The organism is Methylobacterium sp. CB376 (genome assembly GCF_029714205.1).
Classification (GTDB): Bacteria; Pseudomonadota; Alphaproteobacteria; order Rhizobiales; family Beijerinckiaceae; genus Methylobacterium.
Genome location: NZ_CP121648.1, coordinates 1,735,912 through 1,759,382, shown reverse-complemented (window position 1 = coordinate 1,759,382; position 23,471 = coordinate 1,735,912). Strand labels below are relative to the sequence as shown.

21 protein-coding genes are annotated in these 23,471 nt (G+C 69.9%); 10 read left to right on the top strand and 11 right to left on the bottom strand.

What is annotated here, in order from left to right; all coding sequences use genetic code 11:
- Positions 1–61: 61 nt before the first annotated feature.
- Positions 62–1,282 carry a hypothetical protein gene (locus QA634_RS07850; protein ID WP_018262125.1) on the bottom strand — a complete coding sequence of 407 codons (1,221 nt, stop codon included), beginning with the start codon at positions 1,280–1,282 and terminating at the stop codon, positions 62–64.
- 437 nt (positions 1,283–1,719) lie between these two features.
- Positions 1,720–2,292: a DUF1003 domain-containing protein gene (locus QA634_RS07845; protein ID WP_012331460.1), complete on the bottom strand. Its 573-nt coding sequence runs from the start codon at positions 2,290–2,292 to the stop codon at positions 1,720–1,722.
- Between the two features lie 977 nt (positions 2,293–3,269).
- Here QA634_RS07845 and QA634_RS07840 point away from each other — a divergent pair.
- Positions 3,270–3,929: a hypothetical protein gene (locus QA634_RS07840; RefSeq protein WP_012331458.1), complete on the top strand. Its 660-nt coding sequence runs from the start codon at positions 3,270–3,272 to the stop codon at positions 3,927–3,929.
- A 95-nt stretch (positions 3,930–4,024) separates the two neighbouring features.
- On the opposite strand, the gene QA634_RS07835 is transcribed toward QA634_RS07840, so the two are convergent.
- Both QA634_RS07835 and QA634_RS07830 read right to left on the bottom strand, forming a co-directional pair.
- The gene (locus QA634_RS07835) at positions 4,025–5,431 is read right to left on the bottom strand and encodes a TAXI family TRAP transporter solute-binding subunit (protein WP_012331457.1); all 1,407 of its coding nucleotides are present in this window, start codon (positions 5,429–5,431) and stop codon (positions 4,025–4,027) included.
- Between the two features lie 128 nt (positions 5,432–5,559).
- Positions 5,560–5,766, bottom strand: coding sequence for a hypothetical protein (locus tag QA634_RS07830; protein WP_018262130.1), 207 nt, complete (start codon positions 5,764–5,766; stop codon positions 5,560–5,562).
- A 648-nt stretch (positions 5,767–6,414) separates the two neighbouring features.
- On the opposite strand from QA634_RS07830, the gene QA634_RS07825 reads away from it, so the two are divergent.
- From QA634_RS07825 to QA634_RS07800, 6 genes are all read left to right on the top strand, one after another.
- Complete coding sequence (locus QA634_RS07825; RefSeq protein ID WP_236728762.1) at positions 6,415–7,344, top strand: peptidylprolyl isomerase; 930 nt, start codon at positions 6,415–6,417, stop codon at positions 7,342–7,344.
- Between the two features lie 14 nt (positions 7,345–7,358).
- Positions 7,359–8,357 carry a HupE/UreJ family protein gene (locus QA634_RS07820; RefSeq protein WP_012331454.1) on the top strand — a complete coding sequence of 333 codons (999 nt, stop codon included), beginning with the start codon at positions 7,359–7,361 and terminating at the stop codon, positions 8,355–8,357.
- A 22-nt stretch (positions 8,358–8,379) separates the two neighbouring features.
- Positions 8,380–10,329, top strand: coding sequence for a DUF3604 domain-containing protein (locus QA634_RS07815; RefSeq protein WP_283027378.1), 1,950 nt, complete (start codon positions 8,380–8,382; stop codon positions 10,327–10,329).
- Between the two features lie 402 nt (positions 10,330–10,731).
- The gene (locus QA634_RS07810; RefSeq protein ID WP_150108603.1) at positions 10,732–10,944 is read left to right on the top strand and encodes a hypothetical protein; all 213 of its coding nucleotides are present in this window, start codon (positions 10,732–10,734) and stop codon (positions 10,942–10,944) included.
- A gap of 1,224 nt (positions 10,945–12,168) precedes the next feature.
- Positions 12,169–12,531 (top strand): CsbD family protein, encoded by a 363-nt coding sequence (locus QA634_RS07805; protein ID WP_012331452.1) that lies wholly within the window; start codon positions 12,169–12,171, stop codon positions 12,529–12,531.
- 196 nt (positions 12,532–12,727) lie between these two features.
- Positions 12,728–12,889, top strand: a complete 162-nt coding sequence (locus tag QA634_RS07800; protein WP_012331451.1) for a hypothetical protein — start codon at positions 12,728–12,730, stop codon at positions 12,887–12,889.
- Between the two features lie 791 nt (positions 12,890–13,680).
- Here QA634_RS07800 and QA634_RS07795 read toward each other — a convergent pair.
- Positions 13,681–15,594 carry a potassium transporter Kup gene (locus QA634_RS07795; RefSeq protein ID WP_012331450.1) on the bottom strand — a complete coding sequence of 638 codons (1,914 nt, stop codon included), beginning with the start codon at positions 15,592–15,594 and terminating at the stop codon, positions 13,681–13,683.
- 762 nt (positions 15,595–16,356) lie between these two features.
- Between QA634_RS07795 and QA634_RS07790 the strand changes: the two genes are divergently transcribed.
- Positions 16,357–16,560, top strand: a complete 204-nt coding sequence (locus QA634_RS07790) for a hypothetical protein (protein WP_012331449.1) — start codon at positions 16,357–16,359, stop codon at positions 16,558–16,560.
- Positions 16,561–16,728: 168 nt separating this feature from the next.
- On the opposite strand, the gene QA634_RS07785 is transcribed toward QA634_RS07790, so the two are convergent.
- Positions 16,729–16,869: a hypothetical protein gene (locus QA634_RS07785; RefSeq protein WP_168169142.1), complete on the bottom strand. Its 141-nt coding sequence runs from the start codon at positions 16,867–16,869 to the stop codon at positions 16,729–16,731.
- A gap of 93 nt (positions 16,870–16,962) precedes the next feature.
- On the opposite strand from QA634_RS07785, the gene QA634_RS07780 reads away from it, so the two are divergent.
- Positions 16,963–17,238 (top strand): hypothetical protein, encoded by a 276-nt coding sequence (locus tag QA634_RS07780; protein ID WP_012331447.1) that lies wholly within the window; start codon positions 16,963–16,965, stop codon positions 17,236–17,238.
- A 129-nt stretch (positions 17,239–17,367) separates the two neighbouring features.
- Here the strand turns inward: QA634_RS07780 and QA634_RS07775 are convergent, their stop codons facing one another.
- The 5 genes from QA634_RS07775 to QA634_RS07755 all read right to left on the bottom strand — a co-directional run bounded on the left by QA634_RS07775 (position 17,368) and on the right by QA634_RS07755 (position 22,150).
- Positions 17,368–17,583 carry a hypothetical protein gene (locus tag QA634_RS07775; protein ID WP_018262137.1) on the bottom strand — a complete coding sequence of 72 codons (216 nt, stop codon included), beginning with the start codon at positions 17,581–17,583 and terminating at the stop codon, positions 17,368–17,370.
- Between the two features lie 202 nt (positions 17,584–17,785).
- Positions 17,786–19,189, bottom strand: a complete 1,404-nt coding sequence (locus tag QA634_RS07770) for an esterase (RefSeq protein WP_283027375.1) — start codon at positions 19,187–19,189, stop codon at positions 17,786–17,788.
- On the bottom strand, positions 19,141–19,542 hold the full coding sequence (locus tag QA634_RS07765; protein WP_236728763.1) for an alcohol dehydrogenase catalytic domain-containing protein: 402 nt from the start codon (positions 19,540–19,542) through the stop codon (positions 19,141–19,143). Before QA634_RS07765 ends, QA634_RS07770 begins: the two co-directional genes overlap by 49 nt.
- Positions 19,543–19,562: 20 nt before the next feature.
- Complete coding sequence (locus QA634_RS07760) at positions 19,563–20,822, bottom strand: MFS transporter (RefSeq protein WP_012331445.1); 1,260 nt, start codon at positions 20,820–20,822, stop codon at positions 19,563–19,565.
- Between the two features lie 8 nt (positions 20,823–20,830).
- Complete coding sequence (locus QA634_RS07755) at positions 20,831–22,150, bottom strand: tetratricopeptide repeat protein (RefSeq protein WP_012331444.1); 1,320 nt, start codon at positions 22,148–22,150, stop codon at positions 20,831–20,833.
- 153 nt (positions 22,151–22,303) lie between these two features.
- Here QA634_RS07755 and QA634_RS07750 point away from each other — a divergent pair, with 153 nt between their 5' ends.
- Positions 22,304–23,104: an AraC family transcriptional regulator gene (locus tag QA634_RS07750; RefSeq protein ID WP_012331443.1), complete on the top strand. Its 801-nt coding sequence runs from the start codon at positions 22,304–22,306 to the stop codon at positions 23,102–23,104.
- The last annotated feature ends 367 nt before the right edge of the window (positions 23,105–23,471 follow it).

Below are 23,471 nucleotides of genomic sequence, written 5' to 3'. Positions count from 1 at the left end.
GCGCCGTGTCCGGCCTTCGGGTGGGGTGGCCGCGACGCTGCGGCCCCCGCGGGCCGGACGCTCACGCCATCTCACGGATCTGCCGCATGGCTTCCGGCGTCAGGAGATGAGCGCCCCATCCGCGCCGCACCACCGCCCCGGCTCCGCCCGGCCGTGCGAGAAGCGCCAGCGCCGCACCGATCACCGGCAGGGCACTCGGCGGGTCGAGACGCACCGGGGTCAACTCCTCCCGCGCCTGCGCGAACGGGCCCGAGGCCGCGAGAAGCTGCGCGGCCGTCGCGAGCACGGCCCGGCGGTTGCCGCTTCGGAGCGCCGCACCCAGGAGCGCCTGCAACGAGAGGCGTGTGCGAATTCCCGGCCGCCCCGTGAGGCAGCGCGGCACGGGTCGTCCCAAGGACACCTGGACCAGCAGATCCGCGAGGTTGAGGCCCGCGAGGGTGGCGGCCATCGGCTCGACGAGGCGCGGATTGCCGTCGATGTAGAGCGGGTGCGCCCCGCTCTCGTCGATGAAGTAGTCGACGGACAAGGCCCCGTGCCAGGCCAAGTGTGCACCGATTCGGGCGAGGTCGCCCGCGACTCCGGGCCGGTGGACGCTCTCCTTGAGGGCCGCTCCACCCCCGGCTCCCTCGATGAGGCGGCGCGTGGCGTGAAATCCGACGAGGCGCCCCTCCTGGAACACCGCCTGGGCCTGCTCCAGCGGCGCGCTCACCCACTCCTGCACGAGGATCGGTTCGCCCGCGGCCGTCGTCCGCGCGATCTCGGCCGCGGCGCGGTCCCGGTCCGCCCGGCACCGGATCGGCCACGTGCTGCGGCTCGCCGTGCCCAGGGCCGCCTTCACCACGAAAGGGTAAGCCTCGTGCCGGGCGATGCCGCGCGGGTCGTCGAGGAGGATCGTTCGCGGCTGAGGCAGGGCGAGTTCGGTCAGGAGATCGCGAAATTCGAGCTTCGTCTGAACGCGCTCGAAGCAGGCGAAGGCCGGAACGGCCAGGGCCGCCAGCGGGTGCAGCTCGTCGGCGACGCGGGAGACGAGGTAGGCCTGCTCGTGGATCGGGAGAAGAACGTCGAATCTGTCCTGCGCCAGCACCTGGCGCAGGAACCGCCGAAAGCCCTTCGGATCCGTGCCGAGCGGCGGGCAGCGGTAGCCGCGAGAGACGAAGCGTGAGAACCGCCCGAGGCAGAACGGCGCCGGGTCGCAGAACGCGATCTCGTGTCCTGCGAGCGCCAGGGCCGTGATGGCTTGGCGGGCAGAGGTGCTGCCGCCTTCGGTCAGGAGAACGCGCACGCGGTGCTCAGCCCAGGTCACCCGGTCATGCCATGGCGGGCTCTTCACGCTCTATACTGGAGCTTACGCGGATCGGCGTGGGGATCAAAGGCGCGATCGTCGGCCTCGAAGGACCGCCGTCGGGCGCCGGGCGGCCAATCCGGCGGCAGTGTCGACGGTCCGGACGTGGCGCGTCATGGCACCTCAGGCCGCGCGACGCCGGACGCGCGAGCCCCCCGGCCACAGCGACGCCAGGCGGAAGCGTGTCAGCGCGATGAGGAGTCCTCCGCCGGCTGAGACGATCCGCCGGAAGCGACCGAGGCAATCTCCGGAAGGTCGATCATCGGCCGCACGGCCGCTGATCAGGAGTGATACGGGATCCGCTTGATCGAAGCGGATCCCGTATCACTCGCCCGCGCGGCGCCTGAGCGAAGCCCAAATCCGCCATCCCGAAGGGATCAAGCGGATTTGGTATGATCGCTCCGTTCGATCTCATCGAGCACGGCGTCGGGCGCCACATCCTGTCTGAGCTCATCGACTTCGGGATCGGCTTCCGTCTCGATGCCCAGCCGCTCCGTGAGGGCCGATACCATCGCGACGAGCTTCGTCACCTCGTGCTCGGCCAAGAGGCTGATGTGAAGATCGAGATCAGCTCGCTTGTCGGCCGCCGCGGCCATGCGGTTCTGGCTGATCAGCACGAAGGTCGACAGGAAGATCGCCTCGACGGACGCCGAGGTGCCCAGGATCACGAAGGACTCGTCCCACTTTGGCAGGATCGGGAGCAGCCCCGCGTTCACGAGGGTCCAGAAGCCGAAGAGCACGACGTGCAGGTAGACGAATGCCATGCTGCCCGTGAAGCGCGTGATCGCCTCGGCCACGCGCTCCTGCGCGGAGGCGGCTCGCTCGGCCGCACTCCTGCGCTCCTGCAGCGTCCGGATGTTGCGGATGAGGGCGGGAGCCAGTCCTTCCGGTTGAGGCGGCGGAAAGGTCGTCCTTGCAGGGGGGCTTTTCCGCTCGTCTTGCCTCGGCATTCGGACAGGCCTCGTGAGGGGGTTTGCCTGACCAACCAGCCTCCGCAACGGGGTGTTCCCGCCGCGGGACGCGGAGCCACCCCGAGGCGCGTCCCATGAGCGTGCCTGCGCGTCCACGTCCAGCGACAAGGATGCCGGCACCCGAGCCCAAAGCGGTCGCCGCCAAGTCCTGACTGCCCAGGGCGCCCTCCATGTCCCGCCGCGCCAGCGTCGAGGCGGTCCCCGGCATGCGTTTCTCCAGCGACGCCGGACACTGTCGCGCTCGATCAAGCGGGTCGTCGCGAAGCGGCCTAGCCTCGCAGGGTGTCCACGCTGACGGCCGGGCCGCATGGGGCGTCCTGCTGGAAAGTTGCCTCGCGGACGAATTGGCCATCATCGCGCGGACCCGCCGCCTGATCCGCACCATCGAGAGCAAGCACCCGGTCAAGCTCGCAGCCCGACCCCGACCCGTCAGGCCCTGCGCCGCAACGCCGGTGCGGGGCCGCCAACCCTGTGAGTGGGCTATGTCCGTCGTCGCATCACCTGTCGTCACGAAGGTTCGGCGCGCGCGCCTGCCCGGTTCGGCGGATCCCCGGCCGCGGCTTCGTCGCCGGGCAAACCCGTGGCCGCGGCGCCCCCTCGTCGGGGCCGTGATCTGGCTGGCTCTGACCGGGCCGCTTCACGCGGGAGCCTGCACGGGCGCGATCGAGAGCCTGCAGCGCGAGGTGGACGCCAGGATCGAGCAGGAGGCCGGGAGCGGGCGCACGGCCCCGGAAAGTGCGGCTGCGATGCGTCACCGGCAGCCGACGCCCGGATCGATCCTGCAGGCCGAAGTGGCTCTCGGCGAGGGCGGCGCGGCGGCGGCGGCGCGGGCCGCGCTCGCCCGAGCGCGGAGCGCCGACCAAGCCGGAGACCCGGGGGGTTGCGAGGACGCGGTCGCCCAGGCGCGCCGGATCCTGAGAGGATCGTGAGCTGACGGGAGCCCCGGAGAACGAGCGATGTCCCCCGTATCCCCACGACAGCTTGCCCCCCTTGCTCCTGGCCCGCAGGATCAGGCGAGCGCCGGCGCGAGCACGACGTCCCACTCCCTGGCGCGACGGGCCGCCGCCGAGGCGAAGCGCTACCTGGGCTTCGCCTCTTACCTCGTCGTGATCTTCGGCACCCTGATCCTCTTCAGCGTGAATATCTACGCCCAAGTCGACCAGGAGGTTCAACACTTTCCGAGTTATCATTTCTACGCGCTCGGCCTGATCAATGCCCTGGTGCTGGCCAAGTTCATGCTGATCGCCGAGGCGGCGAAGGTCGGGTCCCTGACCGGCATTGGCCGGCGCCTGGAGGGAGGGCCGCTCCTCTACGTGATCCTGTACCGCTCGCTTCTGTTCACGGCGGTCCTGGCGGCCGCTTACGTGCTGGAGGAGTTGCTGGTCGGGGCTTGGCACGGGAAGCCGCCACGCGCCGTCCTGCCGGAGATGGCCGGCGGCCCGCGCGGCCTGGCGACTTTCGCCTGGGTGATGTTCGTGGCGCTGATCCCGTACTTCACGTACCGGGAGATCGACCATGCGACCGGTGGCGCGCAGCTGCGCGCGCTCCTGCTGGGGCCTGCCGGGCGGCGTCACGCGGGATCGGGCTCCGAGCCCGGTCGCCCCCTCGGCTCCTGAGGACACGAGGCCATGCCGCGCAGGACGGGCCGCGCAGGACGGGCCCGATCCAGCCCCGGAATCGGTTCACGGCGCGCCGCCAGGGGCACCTCGTGTTACCTGGAATGGACCAGGGTGGCCGCGGGCCGGGAGCCCGTATCGGGGCCGAGCGCGGCGCGCCGGCCATCCAGGGCGTGCCGGGCATGCGCGAGGGCCGTCGAGAAGGCTGACAGCTGATCGGCTGCCATGGTCCCGGGCGACCGGCCCAGAACGGACGACACCAGCCCCTGAAACTCGCCCTCCAGCGCCACCAGTTCGGGCGCCTCGGCGCGAGGCGCTCGGTCGGCGATCTCGACCAGCCGCTTGATCGGCCGCCAATCCTCCTCCGACCTCCGCCGGCTCCAGTAGCTCGAGACGGCCGCGAACAGCGAGCCGGCGAGGCTGATGACCAAGCCGCCGACATAGAAATATTGCTGGAACTGGTCGAAGAAGCTCTGGTCCCCGTTGCTGAGATAGGCCGCGACGCCCGGGTGGACGGGCAGGATCGGGCTCTTGTCGTCGGGGTCGGGCGCCTCGATCTGGTTGGCGAGCGGCGTGATGGCCGCGAGCTTGGCCTTGGTGGTCAGGATCGAGCGGGCGATCGCGGCCGCCACGACGTTGGGCATCAGTTCCGACGCGGCGAACCGGTAGGTGACGGCGAGCGTCGTGACGGTGTCGCTCGGCGTGGCGGGCCTCGCCCGGAACGCCCCGGCGGGCACGTCGATCGATTCGAAGCCGGGGAAGCGCTTGCCGATGGCCTCCGCCTCGTCGAGATCGAGGATCGTCGGCGTCCCTCTGGTCGCGTGCGCGATCGCCGCGACCACATCGACGACCTCGCCCGGGGCCACGGGGCCGACCGCGAGGATCGCGGCCAGCTTCTTCTGCTGGACGGCCTGGGCGAGGTCGTCCACCGGCAGGAAGACCCTGCCCACATCCTTGGCGGCGACGTTGAAGTAGCCCAGCACCGTGTCGAGGACCCGGGCATTGGCGGCCTGCAGCGGCCCGGCGGGGATGCCGACCGTCTTGCCCGCCAGGTTGGCGACGGAGCTGACGTGGCTATGGGGCGGCAGGACGAAGGCGACGACGTCCCTGCGCAGGATCACGATGGTCTGGGCATTTGCGGGCGGGGCCGCGTCGCTGCGCACGATCGCGAGGTCGGTCCGGCCCTCCTCCAGAGCCTTGGCACTCCCCCCGAGGTCGTCCACCTGCACGAGTTCCAGGTTGACGCGGGGATGCTGGACCTTGGAGACGGACGCGAAGGCCGCGATGAAGCGGTAGGCCGCGCTGCCCGGCGGGCCCGTGGTGATGCGCAGGTTGGCGTGCGGCGACCAGACATGCGCGAGCCCGAAACCGGCAGCTGCGGCGAGCAGCACCCCGACGAGGGCCAGGGCTCGGCCCCATCCCCTGCGCCGCGGCACGACGGCGACGGAGCTTTCCGGGCCCGCCCGGTCAGGCTCGGCATCGACGGGCTTCGCGTTCCTCATCGTCACCCCGCTCCGGGCGCTTCGGCCGCATCATGCTGGCGCCCCAGGGACGGTTCCGGCTCCGCCATGCGGCGATGGCCCAATCCAAGCGAGCCTAGTCCAGACGTGGACGCGCCTCCCGGGCCCGCTCAGCAATCGTCGCAGGCGCCATCGTGCTTCGGGCGCCTCCGATCGCCGCCGTGATCACGCCGTTCGATCTGCCGGGTCCGTGCGCCCTGACCGCCCCCCTGCGCGCCCTCGCTCACGTCGAGCGGGGGCGTGCTGATCGCTTCCCGTTGCATGCGCTCCAGCTGCGCATCGCTGGGGATGGTGACGCTGCCCTGCGCGAGGACCACACGGGGTTCGGCTCGGCCGGTTCCACCCGCTGCCCCTGCGAGAAGCGAGAGCATCAGGACGGCGGCGCCTGCGTGTGAGTTCGTCATGACCTCATGACCTCCTCCGCGGCAGCCATAGAACGGACAGGGATGCTTCATCTTAGCCCTCATGGGTTCTCATGACTTGATCGCAAGGGACAGGACCTTACAGCTCCGGCATCGAGGCAGTTTCGGCGGCAAAGGAGCCGCCGCGTTCTCCGCTGCCCCCACGAGTGCCCCCAACGAGCGCGCTGTCCCCATCTGCCGGCAGATTGTCCCTGGCGATCAAGCGGGAGGGGCGGATCTTCGGATGATGCGAGCGGCGAGCGCGAGACTTCGCGTGGGTCTGCCGGCCGGTGGTGCCCTGGCCTCTGCCTCGTCAGCCCCGGCGAGGCGGTCGAGGCGGTGCGCGCAACGCAGCGGCGCGGCATGTCTCGTGCGACTTGTCTCGTGCGACTTGTCTCGTGCGACTTGTCTCGTGCGACTTGTCTCGTGCGACTTGTCTCGTGCGACTTGTCTCGTGCGACTTGTCTCGTGGATGCGTCCGCAATCCTGCTGGCCCGTTCGCGATGCTCCCTGCCGAGATCCGGCCGTGACGGTGATGCGCCCGTCGGGATGGAGAAGACGAGGATGCGACCAGCCAATCCGATGGCGGCGGGGATTCGCAAGCTGCTGAGCAAGCTGCTGAGAGAGCCGCTTCTGCATTTCCTGTGTGCTGGTGCCGTCCTGTTCGGCGGCTATTCCTGGCTGAACCGGAGCGCGCCGTCATCGCGCGAGCCGGAGCCGATCAGGATCGGCGAGGGCGAGGTCCGCTGGGTGCGGGACACCTTCTCGAGCCAGTGGCGACGGGACCCGACCCCCGACGAGATGACGGACCTGCTCACCACGCTGCTCCATGAGGAACTACTCGCGCGGGAAGCCCGGGCGCTCGGCCTCGATCGACAGGACACGGTGGTGCGGCGGCGCTTGGCGCAGAAGCTCAGCTTCCTCGTCGAGGACACGGCCCGCATCGCCGAGCCCGGCGAAGACCAGCTTCGGCGCTTCTACCAGGATCATGCCGAACGCTACCGGACCGCGCCGCGGCTGTCCTTCCAGCAGATCTTCTTCAGCCCGGAGCGCCGGCCGCAGGCCGCGGCGGAGGCCAGCGCCGCGCGCACCCTGCTCTCATCGGCCAGCGCCACCGAGACCCTGCCGGACGGGGACCCGCTGGCCCTCGATTCCAGCTTCGCCGACATCGACCTCCAGGCCCTGTCGAGCCTGTTCGGCCCCGCCTTCGCCCGGGCCGCCTTCGCCCTGCCCGTGGGGTCGTGGAGCGGCCCGGTCGAGTCCGCCTACGGCACCCACCTCGTGCTGGTCTCGAGCCGAGCGCAAGGCGCGCTGCGCGGCTACGACGAGGTCCGCAACCTGGTCTCGGAGGACTGGCACAGGGCGAAGGAGCGCGAATTGAAGGACGCCTATCTCGGCAGGCTGCGAGACAAGTACGGCGTCGTCTGGGACGCAGGCGTGCCGCCGCCCATGGTGGGCCCGCTCGGTCGCGAAGCCGCCCCGTCAGCCCGATGAGGGAGCGTCCCGGAATGCTGGCCCGCCTCTGCGCCGTCGCGGCTTGTCTCGGTCTGCTGAGCGTGATCGGCGGCTCGGCCAGTTCTGCCCACGAGGTCCGGCCCGCCTACCTTGAGCTGCGGGAAGAGGCACCGGGCCTTTTCGACGTGCTGTTGAAGACGCCGATGCGCGGGGACCTCAGGTTGGCGTTGCGCGTCAGCTTCTCGGGCGAGGCCGAACCCCTGTCCCCCGTCGTCTCCCGCAGGACCGATGGGGCCATGGTGCAGACTTGGCGGGTTCGCGCCAAGGACGGCCTCTCCGGTCAAAGCGTGCGTCTGGTCGGCCTCGAGAGCACGGTCTCCGACGCCTTGCTGCGCGTCAGCTTCGCGGACGGGCGCTCCTTCGCGCATCGGCTCACACCCGCGGCACCGCAGGCCACGATCGCGGCGGCGCAGAGCGGGATCGGCGTCGCGCGCACGTACCTGTCCCTCGGGATCGAGCACATCCTGCTCGGGTTCGACCACCTGCTGTTCGTGCTCGGTCTCATCCTCGTCACGGACTCGACCCGTCGGCTCCTCTGGGCGATCACGGCCTTCACGGCCGCGCACAGCATCACCCTGAGCGCGGCCGCGCTCGGCGTCGTCCATGTGCCGCCCAAGCCCGTCGAGGCGGTGATCGCGCTCTCGATCGTGTTCGTGGCGGTCGAGATCATCCGTGCCCGCGGGGGCAGGCCCGGGCTCGCGGCGCAGGCGCCCTGGCTCGTCGCCTTCGCGTTCGGGCTGCTGCACGGTTTCGGCTTCGCCGGCGCGCTGAGCGAGATCGGCATGCCCGGGGGGCACATCCCGGTGGCGCTGCTCCTGTTCAATCTCGGGGTGGAGGCGGGCCAGCTGCTGTTCGTCGGCGCCGTGCTGGCGCTTGCCGTTCTTCTCCGGCGCCTGGGCGGCCCGCTTCCGCACTGGACGCAGTTCGTCCCCCCTTACCTGATCGGATCCGTCGCGATGTTCTGGGTCATCCAGCGCGTTGCGCAGTTCTGAACCTCGGTTCGATGAGGCAACCATGGCTCACCGCACGATCCTGAAGCTCGCGCTGCTCGGCGTGACGGGTCTCTCCTTTGCTGTGCCGGCCTTGGCGGCCGACGGCACGGCGACCGACGTCGGCACGCTGACCAAGGACGCCGCCGACAAGCTCTACCCGGCGAAGCGCCCCTACTCGCCCTACGCGAACCGCAGCTTTCCCAGCCGGCCGTTCTTCGGCGACACCCACCTGCACACATCCTTCTCGTTCGATGCCGGCGCGTTCGGCGCCCGGCTCGGGCCGAGCGAGGCCTACCGCTTCGCCAGGGGCGAGCAGGTCACCGCCTCCTCCGGCCAGCCCGCGAAGCTGTCCCGGCCTCTCGATTTCCTCGTCGTCGCCGACCACTCGGACAATCTGGGCTTCTTCCCGGACCTGCTAGCCGGCAAGGCCAGCATTCTGGCCGATCCGACCGGCCGGAAATGGCATGACATGATCCTCGATGGCCGCGGCGCGGACGCGGCCATCGAGATCATCATAGCCTTCTCGCAGGGCACCTTCCCCAAGGCCCTGGTGTACCGACCCGACGGGAGCCCCTTTCGCTCGGCCTGGCAGGAGATCGTCAAGGCGGCGGAGCAGGCCAACGATCCCGGCCGGTTCACGGCCCTCATCGGCTACGAGTGGACCTCCAACACCGCGGGCAACAACCTTCACCGCAACGTCATCTTCCGCGACGGTGGGGAGAAGGCCAGCCGGATCGTGCCCTACACGACGATGGCCCCTTTCGGGAGCGACAACCCGCGCGATCTCTGGACGTGGATGGCCGCCTATGAGGAGAAGACCGGGGGCCGCCTGCTGGCGATCGCCCACAACGGCAATGTCTCCAACGGCCGCATGTTTCCGATCGTCGAGCCCGGCACCGGCCGGCGCATCGACCGCGGCTATGCCGAGGTTCGGGCGAAGTGGGAGCGCCTCTACGAGGCCACGCAGATCAAAGGAGACGGGGAGACCCACCCCTATCTCTCCCCGAACGACGAGTTCGCGAATTTCGAGCGCTGGGACAAGGGCAATCTGGACCTGACCGCGCCCAAGACGGCGGACATGCTGCAGTACGAGTATGCCCGCTCGGGGCTGAAGCTGGGCCTGAAGCTGGAGGCCGAAACGGGCGTCAATCCCTACAAGTTCGGCCTGGTCGGCTCGACCGATTCCCATACCGGGCTGAGCGCGGTCGAGGAGGACAACTACTTCGGCAAGACGTCCGCGATGGAGCCGAGCGCGGAACGCAGCAGCCGCGTCTTCGTCAAGGGCGCGGCCGGAACGATCTACGAGTGGGAGACCTCGGCCTCCGGCTACGCGGCCGTGTGGGCGACGGAGAACACGCGCGAGGCCCTCTTCGACGCGATGGAGCGTCGCGAGACCTATGCGACGACGGGCCCGCGCATGCTGGTGCGCTTCTTCGGCGGATTCGATTTCGAGCCGGCCGATGCCAGGACCAGGAGCCCCGCGCTTGCCGGCTATTCCAAGGGCGTTCCGATGGGCGGCGATCTCGGCGCGGCTCCTCCCGGCAAGGCCCCGACCTTCCTGGTGGCGGCCCTGAAGGATCCCATCGGGGCCAATCTCGACCGCTACCAGATCGTCAAGGGCTGGCTGGACGACCGGGGGGAGATGCAGGAGAAGGTCTATGACGTCGCGTGGTCGGGCGAGCGCAAGCCGGGCGGCGACGGGAAGCTGCCGCCGGTCGGCAACACGGTCGATGTCGCGAGCGCAACCTGGAGCAACAGCATCGGGAGCCCCGAGTTGATCTCCGTCTGGAAGGATCCTGACTTCGACCCGAAACAGCGGGCCTTCTATTACGGCCGGGTCCTCGAAATCCCGACACCCCGATGGACGACCTATGACGCCAAGTATTACGGGGTGAAACTGAGGCCCGAAGTGCCGACATCGCTGCAGGAACGCGCCTACACGTCGCCGATCTGGTACTCGCCTGCCGAATGAGGGCCGTGAGACGGTATCCGGTGGGCTGAGGGCGGCGCGGATCCGCCCCTGCCTCGCGAAGGTCTGGTGCGCCCCGACCGGGTACCGGCCATGGGCTGGCCGCCTCAGGTGCGGACCTGATCGCCTGGAACGCCGCGGCGTGGCCTGGCCAGAGGCGGCCGGCCTGCGCGGCAAGGCGGACGTCGCGCCGCCCACCCGCGAGGCCTCGCCGGAGGCCGACAGATCGGCCCTCGACTGGCGGATGGCCCGGGGCGCGCCGGTGCTTGCGAGGACTGCCCGGGGGCATCATGAGGCATCCCAACCCGTGGGATCATGCGAACGGGCCGCCCTCGCACGCGTTGAGCGGACGGGCCGGTCCTCACCGGCAGCCAACTGGGAGACCCGGGAGGCGCATCGCCGACCATGGCCCAGCCGCAGGATCCTCGACCGTGGTACCGCAGGCGGTTCGTCGTGTTCATCGCGGGCGGGTTCGGCGCGCTCGCCGGCATCGCCCTCGAGCGATACCTCGGGTCAGAATTCGGATGGGGCGCGGGAGCGCAGGTCGTCGCGCAGGCACTGGTCACCGGGCTCGTTGCGATGCTGATCCTGTGGCTCGTGGAGCGCGCGGCCTCGTGACGGCCCCCGCGCGGGAGGCTGAGCACGACGGGGTCGGCGTAGCAGCACATGCGAGAGCGCCGCGCCGCGATCGCGGCGTCCTTCGTCGAAGGAATGAGCCTCGCGCGGGCGAGGGGCGACCCAGCAAAGGAAGGCCGCTCCGTAGGAGCGGCCCGAGGTCGGGGAGGAGATCCCGAAGAGTCCTGCCGCGCCGCCGTCGCAGGGCGGGCGAGCATCCACATCGTGCCATGCCGCGGTGTGCGCCGCTTGACCCGGTGGGACTCCGCCTCCACCGGCCCGTCCTGCCAGGGCGGGCTCTCGTCGCCCCATACGGGGGCTTGTGCGCACGGGCCGCCCTCACGCGCGACGACGAGCAGAGCCCCGTTTCCGGGAGAGGCAGCCATGGCAGGAATGATGTGGTCGCGGGTCCGGACGGCGACCGGGCGCACATCGCCGAGATCGCCGAGCAGGTGACGGCGTCGTCGGCTCGATCTCGGCGATCGCGCTTGAGGCGGCGGAGGGCGTGAACGGAACCGTTACGGCCGTCAGACCGCAAGGCGGCAGCGGCACCTTGCGGCCGCCGACTCCAACCATGCGGCGGCAGCGACCCGACCTACGGGTCGAGCAGATCTGGACCCATCAAAGCCCCTTACCGCCGCCACTGCCAGAGCTTTGAGAGCCCTGAGGAGTCGTTATCTCGATAAACCTATTCTCGTACCGGGTTGCATCCTAAGTCAAACATCCAGTTCCGGCAATGGAGCCGCCAGTCACTGTGTCGAGTTCTTTTTCAGAGATGTCTCCGACCCGAGCATGGCCGGGATTGTCGGCTGGCGATCCGCCGTCTTGAGAAGAGGTCTTGGCCGAAGGCATGGTCATCCCCGGAGCCTATCGTCAATTCCTGGAACGTATCCGACTTCCGCGTGGTCGAGAAGCCCGCTGAAATACTTCAGGCCTCGGCAGCGGCAGCAGTCCTGCCCGCGGCGGCCCTTGCGACTGGTCCGCCTGCCGCTCCGCTTCATGCACCGATCGCCCGGCGCAACCGTTCCAGAGCAGGTTCGAGAGGTGACAATGGCTCTGCTGCGTCCGTCTCGCCCATGATCAGCCCCGTGTCCGGGGCGGTTCGGGGAACCCAACGCCCGCGGTCTCGTTCCTCCATCGAAGCGAAGTTCCCCTGCAGCGTGCGCCCGGCGAGGTCCTACTCCTCCGCTGGGCGTTCGTGCGTCTGGCGAGCGGAGGAGACGAGCGATGGACGAGAAGCGTGTGACCGGGGAGACCAACAAGGTGGCTGGCCAGGTCCAGGGCGCAGTCGGTGACCTGACTGGCGACACCAAGACCCAAGCGGAAGGCGCCCTCCGGGAGGCTCGGGGCACCGCCGAGAACCTGGTCGGACAGGCCAAGGACGCGGCGAGCCGCTTGGCCGACCAGACCGCTGATCTGGCCCAGGATGCGCTGAGGAGAGGCCGCCAAGGCCTCCCCGGTGCTGACGAAGTCTACCGGCGCGGGAATGAGGCGGTCAGGCCGTACACGCAGGACGCGCCGCTTGGAGCGCTCCTGGGGGCCGTCGCTGTCGGATACCTGCTCGGCTACCTGATCCACGGCCGGCGTTGAGCGAGCCGCAGCGGCTAGGCCGACAGGTCGGGATCACCCTGGCCCCACTGCTGCCCGCCCCGATCCTGGGCCGAGGCCACCGGCGTGAGCGGTCATGCCGCCATCGCATGCCAGCCATCTGGCATGTGGCATACCAAAGCGCGTTGTGCAGTGCCACATATGGTGCATCGCACAACGCCACTCGGGAACGCCTCAGATGATCGCCCTTGCCCTGCTCAGCCTCGTCGCCGCCGCTGCCGTGAACGCGTCGCTGGTCCTGGTCGCCGCCGATCGCATGACCCCGCGCGCGCCCGCCCCGGCCCTGCCGCTGGTCGCCAGCAACGAGAACGAGATCCTGGCCGCCAAGCTCGCTGCCTGAGCGGCACCGCAGCAACGCAGATCAGCACCCCCGCCCAGCACGCCTGCGAGCGGGGTGTTGCGTTGCGTGACGCTTCGAATGGTCCAGTTCTCCGCCGCGCAAAGCCCTCGAACAGTTGGCAGCGAAGCGCGTTGAGGGCCGTGTCCATCTCGGAGGCGAACCCATGCGCTCAACAACACTCGCTCTGGCTGCCACGCTCACGTTGACAGGTGCCGCTTTCGCGCAGACCACGACCGCTCCGGGCAGCGCCGAGAGCAACATGAACAACCCCGGCAGCGTGAAGAGCAACGCCGAGAAGGGAATGCCGGAGCGTGGTGCTCCCGCGGCGACCGGAACGGTGACGGCGCCGGCCCCGGGGATCGCTCCGGTTGCTCCAGGCGCGGGCACGTCGACCACTGCCCCAAGCAGCCCGACGAACTCCACCGCCCCGTCGCGGTGAGTGCGTGATCGGCTGAACGTGCGGTGCTTCGGCCGGGCTCCCTTCTCTCGGGAGCCCGGTCACGGACCAGGGAAAAACCGGCCTCATCCGCGGGCGGCGCCCATCGCTGCCTTCGCCCACCCTGGGACGCAGGACAGGTGAGCGGTCTCGAAATCCCGAAGGCGGCCCGATGGCCTCCGCGGTCGGGTCAGTGTCGGGCCGCCGCGGGATGATCGACGTGATGCCGCTGCCCAGCGGATCGATCCGGCGCCTGACGCCTCGTTCGCGGCGCAGATGACCTGCCCCCGCGGGCGTGGCCGGACATCGGCTGAGCGGGCCCGCTCAAGCGGCCGTGCGCGAGGCCCCACCCACCTCAGATCTTGATCTGCGCACCGATCTCCACCGCACGGTCCACGGGGATGCCGAAGTAGCGCGACGCGTCCGTCGCCGAGCGCGCCAGGGCGATGTACAGGCGGTCCTGCCACACCGGCATGCCGGTCTCCGGCGAGGCCACCAGGACCCGCCGCGTCAGGAAGTAGGACAGGCTGGCTTCGTCGAGCCCGGCGGCCGCCAGGGCGCGCGGGAGGTCGGGCATCTCCTTGAAGCCGAACCGCACCGTCACGCAGGAGAAAGCGTCGGACAGCCGCCTGACCGTGACGCGCTCCGCGTCGGTCAGGCGCGGCAAGTCCTCCGTCACGACGTGCAGGATGAAGTTGTGGGCGTGCAGCACCCGATTGTGCTTGACGTTATGAATCAGGGCGCCGGGCGTGTCGCTCGGCGTTCCGGTCAGGAACACCGCCGTGCCCGCCACCCGCTGAACCGACCCGGTCTCGGCCATCCGCGTGAACTCGGAGAGCGGCAGGCACCGGCGGTGGATCTCCTCCGCGATCAGGGCCGAGCCATGCCGCCACGTCCACATCGCCGTGACGAGGGCGGCCCCGATGGTCAGCGGCACCCAGCCGCCATGGAAAACCTTGAGCGCGTTGGCCGACAGGAACACCAGCTCGATCAGCAGGAAGGGCGCGAGCACCAGCGCCGCCAGGGCCGGCGACCAGCGCCAGAACTTCCAGGCGACGGTGAAGAGCAGGCACGCGGTGATGACCATGTCGCCGGTCACGGCGATGCCGTAGGCGGCGGCCAGCGCGCTCGACGACTCGAACAGCAATACGAGGAACACGACGGCGACCAGCAGCCACCAGTTCACCCGCGGAATGTAGATCTGCCCCTTCTCCGTCTCGGAGGTGCGCTGGACGCGCATTCGCGGCAGCAGGCCGAGTTGCATGGCCTGCTGGGTGATCGAGAAGGTGCCGGTGATCACCGCCTGGCTCGCGATGATGGTCGCCACGGTGGCAAGCAGCACCATCGGCAGCAGGGCCCAGGAGGGGTAGAGGAGGAAGAAAGGGTTCTCGATCCGCTCCGGGTGGGCAAGCAGCATCGCGCCTTGCCCCAGGTAGTTGAGGGCCAGCGCCGGGAGCACGAGGCCGAACCAGGCCGTCCGGATCGGCGAGCGCCCGAAATGTCCCATGTCGGCGTAGAGCGCCTCAGCCCCCGTCACGGCCAGGAACACGGCCCCGAGGGCCAGGAGCCCGGCCGTGCCGTGGCCGAGCAGGAAGCGGATGCCGTGGGCCGGGTTGAGGGCGGCCAGGATGCCGGGATCGTCCGCGATGTGGCTCAAACCTCCGAGCGCCATGACGATGAACCAGAAGGCGGTGATCGGTCCGAAGAAGGTGCCGACGCGGGCCGTCCCGTGGCTCTGGACGGCGAAGAGGCCGATCAGGATGGCGAGGCTGATCGGCAGAACGTAGGGCTCGAAGGCGGGCGTGACGAGTTTCAGGCCCTCGACGGCCGAGAGGACCGAGATGGCCGGGGTGATGATCGCGTCACCGTAGAACAGGGCGACCCCGATCATGCCCAGCACGATGACGAAGCCGCCGTGGTGGCCGAGCGCGCGCTGGGCCAGGGCGACGAGGGAGGGGGTGCCGCCCTCGCCGTTGTTGTCAGCCCGCATGACGAGGAGCACGTACTTGAGCGTGACGATCAGGATGAGCGCCCACAGGATCAGCGAGACGACGCCGAACACCATCTCGCGAGTGAGGGCGTGGGCGCTGCCGCTGGCCGCGTGCAGCGACTCCTTGAGCGCGTAGAGCGGGCTGGTGCCGATGTCGCCGTAGACGACGCCGATGGATCCTAAGGTGAGCGCCCAGAAGCCCGTCTTCGAGCCGTGCTCGGCGCTCGCCGGCAATGGAGCGTGCGCCGCAGGAAGGTCGGGCTTTGCAAGCGTATGCATCGGCTTCGTTCTCTGGCCAGGCCACAGATCAAGTCTGAGGACCGACTTCAACGGCCGTGGCGTGGGGATCGTTCGATCACCGCCCTCGGCCCGTCGTCGGGAGCGCGTCGTCAGTCGTGGCCGCGCGGAACCGACGTTCCATGAGCTTCCCCGGCCGGGGATGCTCCAAGTGGCACATGGTGTCATGTGAGACCAACGACGGTCTCTCGGACGCTTCAATCCGCAAGGATGGCGTGTCAGAACATGATCCGCCTGGGCAACACGAGGCTGCGACGGGCGTGGCGCGCACGTTCAACGGCCGAAGACAATCTTCTCCGAACAGCACGGCACGATGCCCGCTCACCGCCTGCTCGCCCACGACGACGAAGTCAGTCAAGCTGTGTGGCGGGCCCGATATCGTCCCATGGAAACGGAGTGCGCCCATGCAGCAAGCACACTCTTCTATGCCGGAACTCTCTGCGACATGCCCCGGATCCGCGCCTGCCCCCCGCGGACGAGGCAGCAAGCCTGCGGGCGCCCTGGTCGAGCGGCCATCGGAACGGCGGGGCGGGCGCCTGCCGGCCCTTGGCGAGGCGCAGCCCCGTGATCCCCTGGGCGACTCGGTGGGATGCCGGGCGCCTCGACCGGCCGTCTGAGCGGGAGCCGGGCGGTTGGTCACGCTGAGCGGCCGGAGCAGCCACCGGGCGGCGTGCGCCAAGGCCGGCAGGCGCACGACGAGCGCCGAAACTGGCCATGGCGGCCCGGACATGCGATAGACCCGCGATGACCAACAACAGCCTGCACCCCTTCGCGATCGAAGTGTCACCGCTCACCACGCCCAAAGGCCATTTCGGCTGGGCGATCCGCAAGCATGGCAAGCTCCTGGAACGGTCGGATCGGCCGCATGAGACTGAGGCCAAGGCGCACGCTCGGGCTCTCGCGGCGCTGGAGCGGACTGCCCACCCGGGGGCGGGGGCGCGGCGCTGACCGCCTGGCAGGGCGCGGCCCGACGGCGCGTGCGGCTCCGTCCTCGATTGTGCGGCGGCAGCACTCTCCCGCCGTAAGAAGTCTGTTGTGGGCGGCGGTCCCTTGGGCAGGTGCGCCGACACGGACGGGACCTCGGCGAGCCGCGTGGTGCAGCGCCGCGTGCGCACCTCACACGTCGTCGGTCAGGCCCGCTTCTCGCCCGCACCCGCCCGCGCCGACATCGCGCTGCCGCGCCCGAACCGGGAGCGCGTTGAGCCCGCGCAGAGCGAGAACGATGCGCTCCAGGAGGTGGGAGATGGCAGAGAGCATCACCCTTCTCGGTCCGTTCCGCGAGGCGTCGGACGACTTTGCTGAGAACCTGCAGGGCGGCTAAGCCCAACGCGACCAAGCGTGGAAATCAGGATGGCGTTCAAGGCAAAGTCGGCTTCAGAGACAAAGGCGGCGGAGTTGGCATCCGCAATCATCCGCATAGCGGATCGGGAGAGTGCTCCGCTCACGATCGGCGTGGAGGAGCTTCGACGCGCCAACCCGCGCCTGACGCCGCTGGCGATCGGGCAGATGTACCGCAAGCACCGCGACAGGCTGGAGGCGGCTCTGGCAGAGCGCGGCTACATCCTCATCACCTACGCCGACCAGGGCCCGGGCCGCGGGATGGAGTTCGAGATTGGGGTCGGGTGAGCGCTGCGGTTGCCGGGCGGAGTGATCCGCACCACCGGACCCGGGAGCAGGCCGTGCCGTGGCCTGACGAGGGCGCTCGCGAAGACGCGATGTCGGCATCGGCAGCGACCCCGAGCCGACCATGCCTGCTCAGCCCTCTCCGCCGTCAGCACGCTCATGCGCTTCAGCCTCTGCGGCCGCCCGCGACCGGATCTGATCCATGATGGGGATGAGCAAGGGCGGCACGTCCATTCCGTACGCGTCCAGCAGCAGCCCGGCCGTGATCAGGGCACTCATGTGCGCGTCCGGAACCTCCTCTCCAGCCATGTGAGCGCGGAAGATGCGGTCGGCCAGAAGGTTGGCCATGCGCGAGACTTCCGCGAGCTTTTTGGTCTGATCTATCACGTCACGGCCCCGTGTCGGATCGAAGCTCGCACGTTACCCCGCTGTCTTTCAGTGCTCGCCGCGGGTGCCGTCGGCGTGATAGCGGAAGCGGACGCTTACGCAACCGATGTTCCCGCACAGAATCAGCAGGCAAGCACTGAAGCATAAAGTAGGGCTCTACAGGTTAGTGAATTGCCGTAATGTGCTTGCCGATCCACTCCAAGAGAATGTCAGCAATATCGAGACTATTGTCGTCCTGCATGAGCATGTGCGAATTCCCTTTGATGCCGATGTCCGGCAACACGATGATCTCGGCCTTGCCACCCGCAGCCGAGACAGCGGCCACGAAGGCGCGGCAGTTCTTCAGGCGCGGCGCCCACCGCGGGAACTCATCGACGTAATCGCCGAACAGCACGAGGATAGGCACGCTCTTGTAGGGGGTGAGATCAGCCGTCGGCTCGGGACACGCGGCCGGCTCGATCGAGACGATCCCTGCCACGCCCTGGGTGCTGAGGGCGGCGGTCTGGAACGGGTAGATGCCCGACTGCGAGTGGCTCATCAGCACTGTTCCGCCGATCTTCTGCGCCAGCTCGGATAGCGCGTGGACCGTCGGGTTCGGGGTCGGCAGGTTCGCCGCGCTGTCGGCAACCATCTGCTTCCAGAACTCGGCTTGCGCCGCGAGCGGAAAGCGCATGCCGGGCATCACCTGCGGATATTCGTGGCCGAACCGGAAGATGGCCCAGGCGCCCTCGTGCCCGGCGGAGAACACGGTCGGCAGTTTGTCGGCAGGCGCTTTGCCGAGACGGACCGCGTTGATGGCGGACGGGTCCGTGGCGGACCGGCCGCGCCAGACTTGATCGATGACATAGGTCGGATGTCCGTGACGCACGAAGTACTCATCCCAGCCCATCCGGCCGTCGGGCGTCGTCTCCCAGGTTTTGCCGGTCAGGCAGCAGCCGTGGATGAGCGTGATGGGCACTCCCGCCTGGCCTGCAGGCGCCTGATAGCGCACGTACATCTGGTCGACGGTGATGGTGCCAGACGGGTCGTAGTTCGGCAGGGTCGACAGGGTGTCGGACCTCACCTCGCGGCCGCCGACGAAGAAGCTGCCTTGCTTGGCGATGGTCAGCGGGCCGGGTTCGGGCCGCGCGGTCTGAGCGAGAGCTGGGGCTGCGAGAGCGCATAACGCGGCGAGCAGTGCAAAACGCATGAGGGCGCCCTCCCTAGGGCCGTCGGTGTCGTTGAGCGTGCTGCAGAGAAGGTAGGACACGTGGCCGAGGCGGCCATCGCATCCTCGAACGTGCCCTCGGCTGCAGGGCGCCCGGAGCCCTCTAGGCCGCCCAGCCGCCGCAGGCCGCCAATGTGCCGCCAATGTGCCGCCATGTGGGTCACGTCCGGCTTCCGGGCCTGCTGCAACCATGTGGCCGAGCCCGCCGATGCCCAGGACGGCAACCACGTCGCCGGCCTCGGCGCCGGACGTCCTGAGCGCGTTGAACGTGGCAATGCCCGCGCAGAGGATGGGCGCGGCCTCTTCGGCGCTCAGTGCGTCCGGGATCGAGACGAGACCCGTGGCGCGCGCAGGCACCATCTCGGCATCGCCGCCATCGCGGGAGGCGCCCACGAGGGGCTGGTTCCGGCAGAGCTGAAACAGCCCTCGGCGGCATTGGGCCAGGCGTTGCAGTGGCCGCCCAGGCGGCCGACGCCGACGCGCTGCCCCGGTTTCCAGAGCGTCGGCACCCCGTCACCCGGAGCCACGATCCGCCCGGCACCCTCGTGGCCGGGCACTCGCGGCGGCCGCGGCGTTGGATGGGCGTCGGCGATGGCGGCGGCGTCGGCGCCGCAGATCCCGCAGGCCTGAACCGCGATCAGCACCGGGCCGGCTCCCGGCTCGGGGGTCGTCCGCTCGACCTCGTCAAGGGTGCCGGAGGTCGTGACCTGCATGGCCCGGCAGATCGGCCTCGTCACAACGCGCTCGACCGGCCCGCGACGTCGGCGACCTGGCGGGCACCGGAAGCGCGCACCGCGCTCCACGCCAGGGCGCCCACCGCCGCCACAAGGGGTAGGAACGAGATCCAGAGGACCACATCCCAGCCGTAGCGGGACAGGAGGCCGCCCGACGAGAACGAGCCCACCGCCATCGTCCCGAACACCGCGAAGTCGTTGAGCGACTGCACGCGCGCCTTCTCCTCGGGACGGTGGCACTCCAGCACCATCGCCGAGGCGCCGACGAAACCGAAGTTCCAGCCCACACCGAGCATGACCAGCGCGATCCAGAAATGCGCGACGTCCACGCCGGCCAGGCCGACGCCGGCAGAGACCGCGGTCAGCGCCAAGCCGGTCGCGACCACGCGCGGCGCGCCGACGCGCGTGATCAGCCGGCCGGTGAAGAAGCTCGGTCCGTACATGGCGATCACGTGCCATTGCAGGCCCAGGTTGGCGTCCTCCTGCGACAGGCCGCACAGGTGCATGGCCAGCGGCGCCGACGTCATCAGGAAGTTCATCAGCAGGTAGGACACCACCCCGCAGATCACGGCCGTGATGAACCGGGGTTGGCGTGCGATGACGCCGAGCGGACGGCCGCTGGCCAGTTCCTGCGCGGTCGGCATCGGCAGCCGCACGCCGAGCAGAACCAGGGCCGAGACGGCCGCGACGGCGGCTTGCGCCAGGAACGTGGCCGCGAACAGGTACGGCGGCCACAGGCTCATCGTGTGGGTGACGAGCTGCGGGCCGATGATTCCGGCGAAGACCCCGCCGGCCATCACGGCCGACAGCGCCCGCGGGCGCCGCTCCGGCCTGACGCCGTCGGCGGCGGCGAACCGGAACGAGAGGACCACCGCGGCGTAGGCGCCGCCGAAGAAGGTGCCGAGGCTGAACAGCCAGAACGAGCCCAGCACGATGGCGAGGGCGGACAGCAGGCCGACGAGGACACCGCAGCCCGTCCCGGCGAGGAACGCGGCGCGGCGGCCATGGCGCCGGGCGATGGCGCCGGCCGGCAGGGTGCAGGCGGCCATGCCGACCACGAAGATCGAGATCGGCAGCGTCGCCAGAACGGGGCTCGGCGCCAACATGCTCCCGACGATGGCGCCGGTTGCGTAGACGACCGTCGAGTTCGCGCCGGCGAGCGCCTGGGCGATCGCCAGCCGGAGGACGTTGCCGGTATCGGACCGCGCAGGGCGAGCGGGCGCGGGCCCGCTCGCCGGACCGGCTTCAGCGTGCGACATGGGATCTCTCAGGCCGTGAGGAGGGTGTGCCAACGCGTGTCGCGCGGCGACGGGCGGCGGTGCAGGCGGCGGTCGAGCAGGGCGCGCGCTTTGGCGGCCTCGCCACCGCGCATCAGCGCGACGAGCAGCGTGTCCTCGATGATCTCGCGCTGGGCGCCGCTGCCGCCGATGCGCGCCACCTCGGCGGCGACCGGCTCCAGGATGCGCACGCAAGCCGCGTAATCCTCCTCCGCGAACGCCAGGACGGCGCGACAGATCGCGGGCACGACCGGACCGGCCGTGAGGCTGCCCGCCGCCGCAAGGTCGGTCAGGGCGCCGATGCGCGCCTCCGCAGCGGCCCTGTCGCGGGTTGCGGCTGCCAGCAGGCCCATATGCGCGTCGGCGAACGCGAAGCCGGCCTTGGTGAAGTGGCCGCTCGCGTAGGCCTTGGCATCGTCCCACAGCCCGGCCGGCACCTCGTAGCCGTAGGCCTGCATGCGCCAGAGCAGCGAGACGGTGTCCGAGACGACGTTGATGGGCAACCCTGCCGTCACGGAGGGCTGGACGTGCGCGGCGTAGATCCTCAGAGCGTGCTCGGGATCGTCGCGCTCCAGGGCGGACAGCGCGGCGTGCCAGGCGATGTGGCCGTGCAGGATCCCGGAGCGGTCATAGCCCGGCAGCCAGTCCGCGATCAGCGCCTCGGCCTCCTCGCCCGCGCCGTCCTCGAACATGGCGTGCGACAGGGCGTGGGCCCCGTTGGCATTGTTGCGCCGCAGCGCGAACCCGCGCTGTGCCAGGTCGCGGCCGTACCTGACCGCGCCGTTCTCGGCATGGGACCAGCCTCGGTAGGAGACGAACCACCAGTCATCGGCCGCGAAGTGCGCCGCGTGGCGCTCGCAGAGGTCAACACGGGCCTGATCGTGGTTGGAGATGCCCGAGAAGGCCAGCAGACCGAAGGCCCCGAGCGGCAGCGACAGGATCAGCACGTCGCGCGGCCAGGCGTCGGCGTGGGCCAGCGCGCTTTCGAGTGCCTTGGCGGACTGCCCGGTCACGGCGAGGCTCAACGTCGCGACGTGGCTCCGCTCCCGCAGGGTACCGTTGCGGGTGACGACCTCGTGCGCCTTCTCGATCCGCGTGCGTGCCGCGGCGGTCTCACCGCGCATCGCGTGCAGGCGCGCCCGTGCCGCGTACGCCAGAGCAAAATCCGGATCGGCCGCCACCGCCTCTTCCAGGGCCTCCGCCGCGCCCGGCCACGCCGACAGGAGAAGATCGACCCCTTCCCGGTAGCGCGCGGCGGCACGGTCGGAGGTGGTCGAGAGGGGCAGGCCGCGGCGATCGAGGTGGGCCATGACAAGTTCCTGGGCTCGGTCGTGTGGCAGCGCGGGTGATGCCCGCCCTGCGGTCAGGTGCGTCGGACCCCGCCGTGCATACCGGACCGCCCTCTGTCTGTATTTCGATGAGGTGACATTCTATGTAGAATTCCAGCCAAACTGGAGCCCGGCATGACCTGGGAGACGATCGAGACGCCGCCCGGCTTGGCACCGCCCCATCCGCTCACGGTCCGCGCGCAGTCCATCCCGGCGCGCCACGCCTTCGCGGAGCATGCGCATCACTGGAACCAAGTCGTCTACGCGATCTCCGGGGTGCTGACGGTGGCCGTGGAGGGGCGTTCCTTCGTGATCTCACCGGAGCAGGCCGTCTGGCTGCCGACGGGTCAGCGGCACCGGGTCGGATCGCTCCTGGGTGCCGAGTTCCGCAGCCTCTGGATCGCCGACGAAGCCGGCCGTGGCCTGCCGGAGAGCCCGACCGTGTTCGGCGTCTCGGCCCTGCTGCAGGCCCTCATCGTCGAGGCCGCCGCGATCGAGGGAGCGGAGGATGCCGACGGTTATGCCGGCCGTGTGACCGCCCTGATCCTGGACCAGCTGCGGCGCGCCCAAGCGCTTCCGGGCGCGCTTCCCTGGCCGCGCGCGGGCGCCCTGGTCGGGCTCTGCGAAGCGCTCTACGCGGCGCCGGCCGACCGTCGCGGTCCGGAGGCGTGGGGCCGCGACCTCGGGATGTCGGGGCGGACCCTGGCCCGGCACTTCGAGGCCGAGCTGGGGATGAGCCTGCGCTCCTGGCGGCGGCGCTTGCGGCTGTTCAAGGCGATCGAGCTGATGGGCGGAGGCCTCGGCGTCACGCAGACGGCGATGGAACTCGGCTACGGCTCGACCTCGGCCTTCGTCTACGCGTTCCGCACCGCGATGGGGTGCGGCCCGCAGGCCTACATGCGTGGACGGAACGCGGACGCGCCTGCCGGTCCGTGAGGGCGCACACGCTCCAAGAACTGGGGTGGGCGGATTCGGGCTTCGCTCAGGCGCCGCGCGGGCTCGTGAGACGGGAGCCGCTGTGATCAACCGGATCCCGGATCAGTCGTCGTGGCGCTGCCGCGGAGAGCCTGCCGCTTCGCGCGTCCCTCCATGCGGCAGCAGTCGCACCACTCTGCGGGACCGAACCTCCAGGCGACGCCGCCGTGACCTCGTGCGGCGGCGCGGAACCGACATGCATCTCGGCGAGACCGTGCGGGCCACGAGCCTGCGCGGCCCGCCCGATTCGGAGAAGGCCGGACGGCGACCTCGACACGCCGACCCGGGTTCGATCTCACTTTCGCGTTGACCCCATTCGCCGCCACCA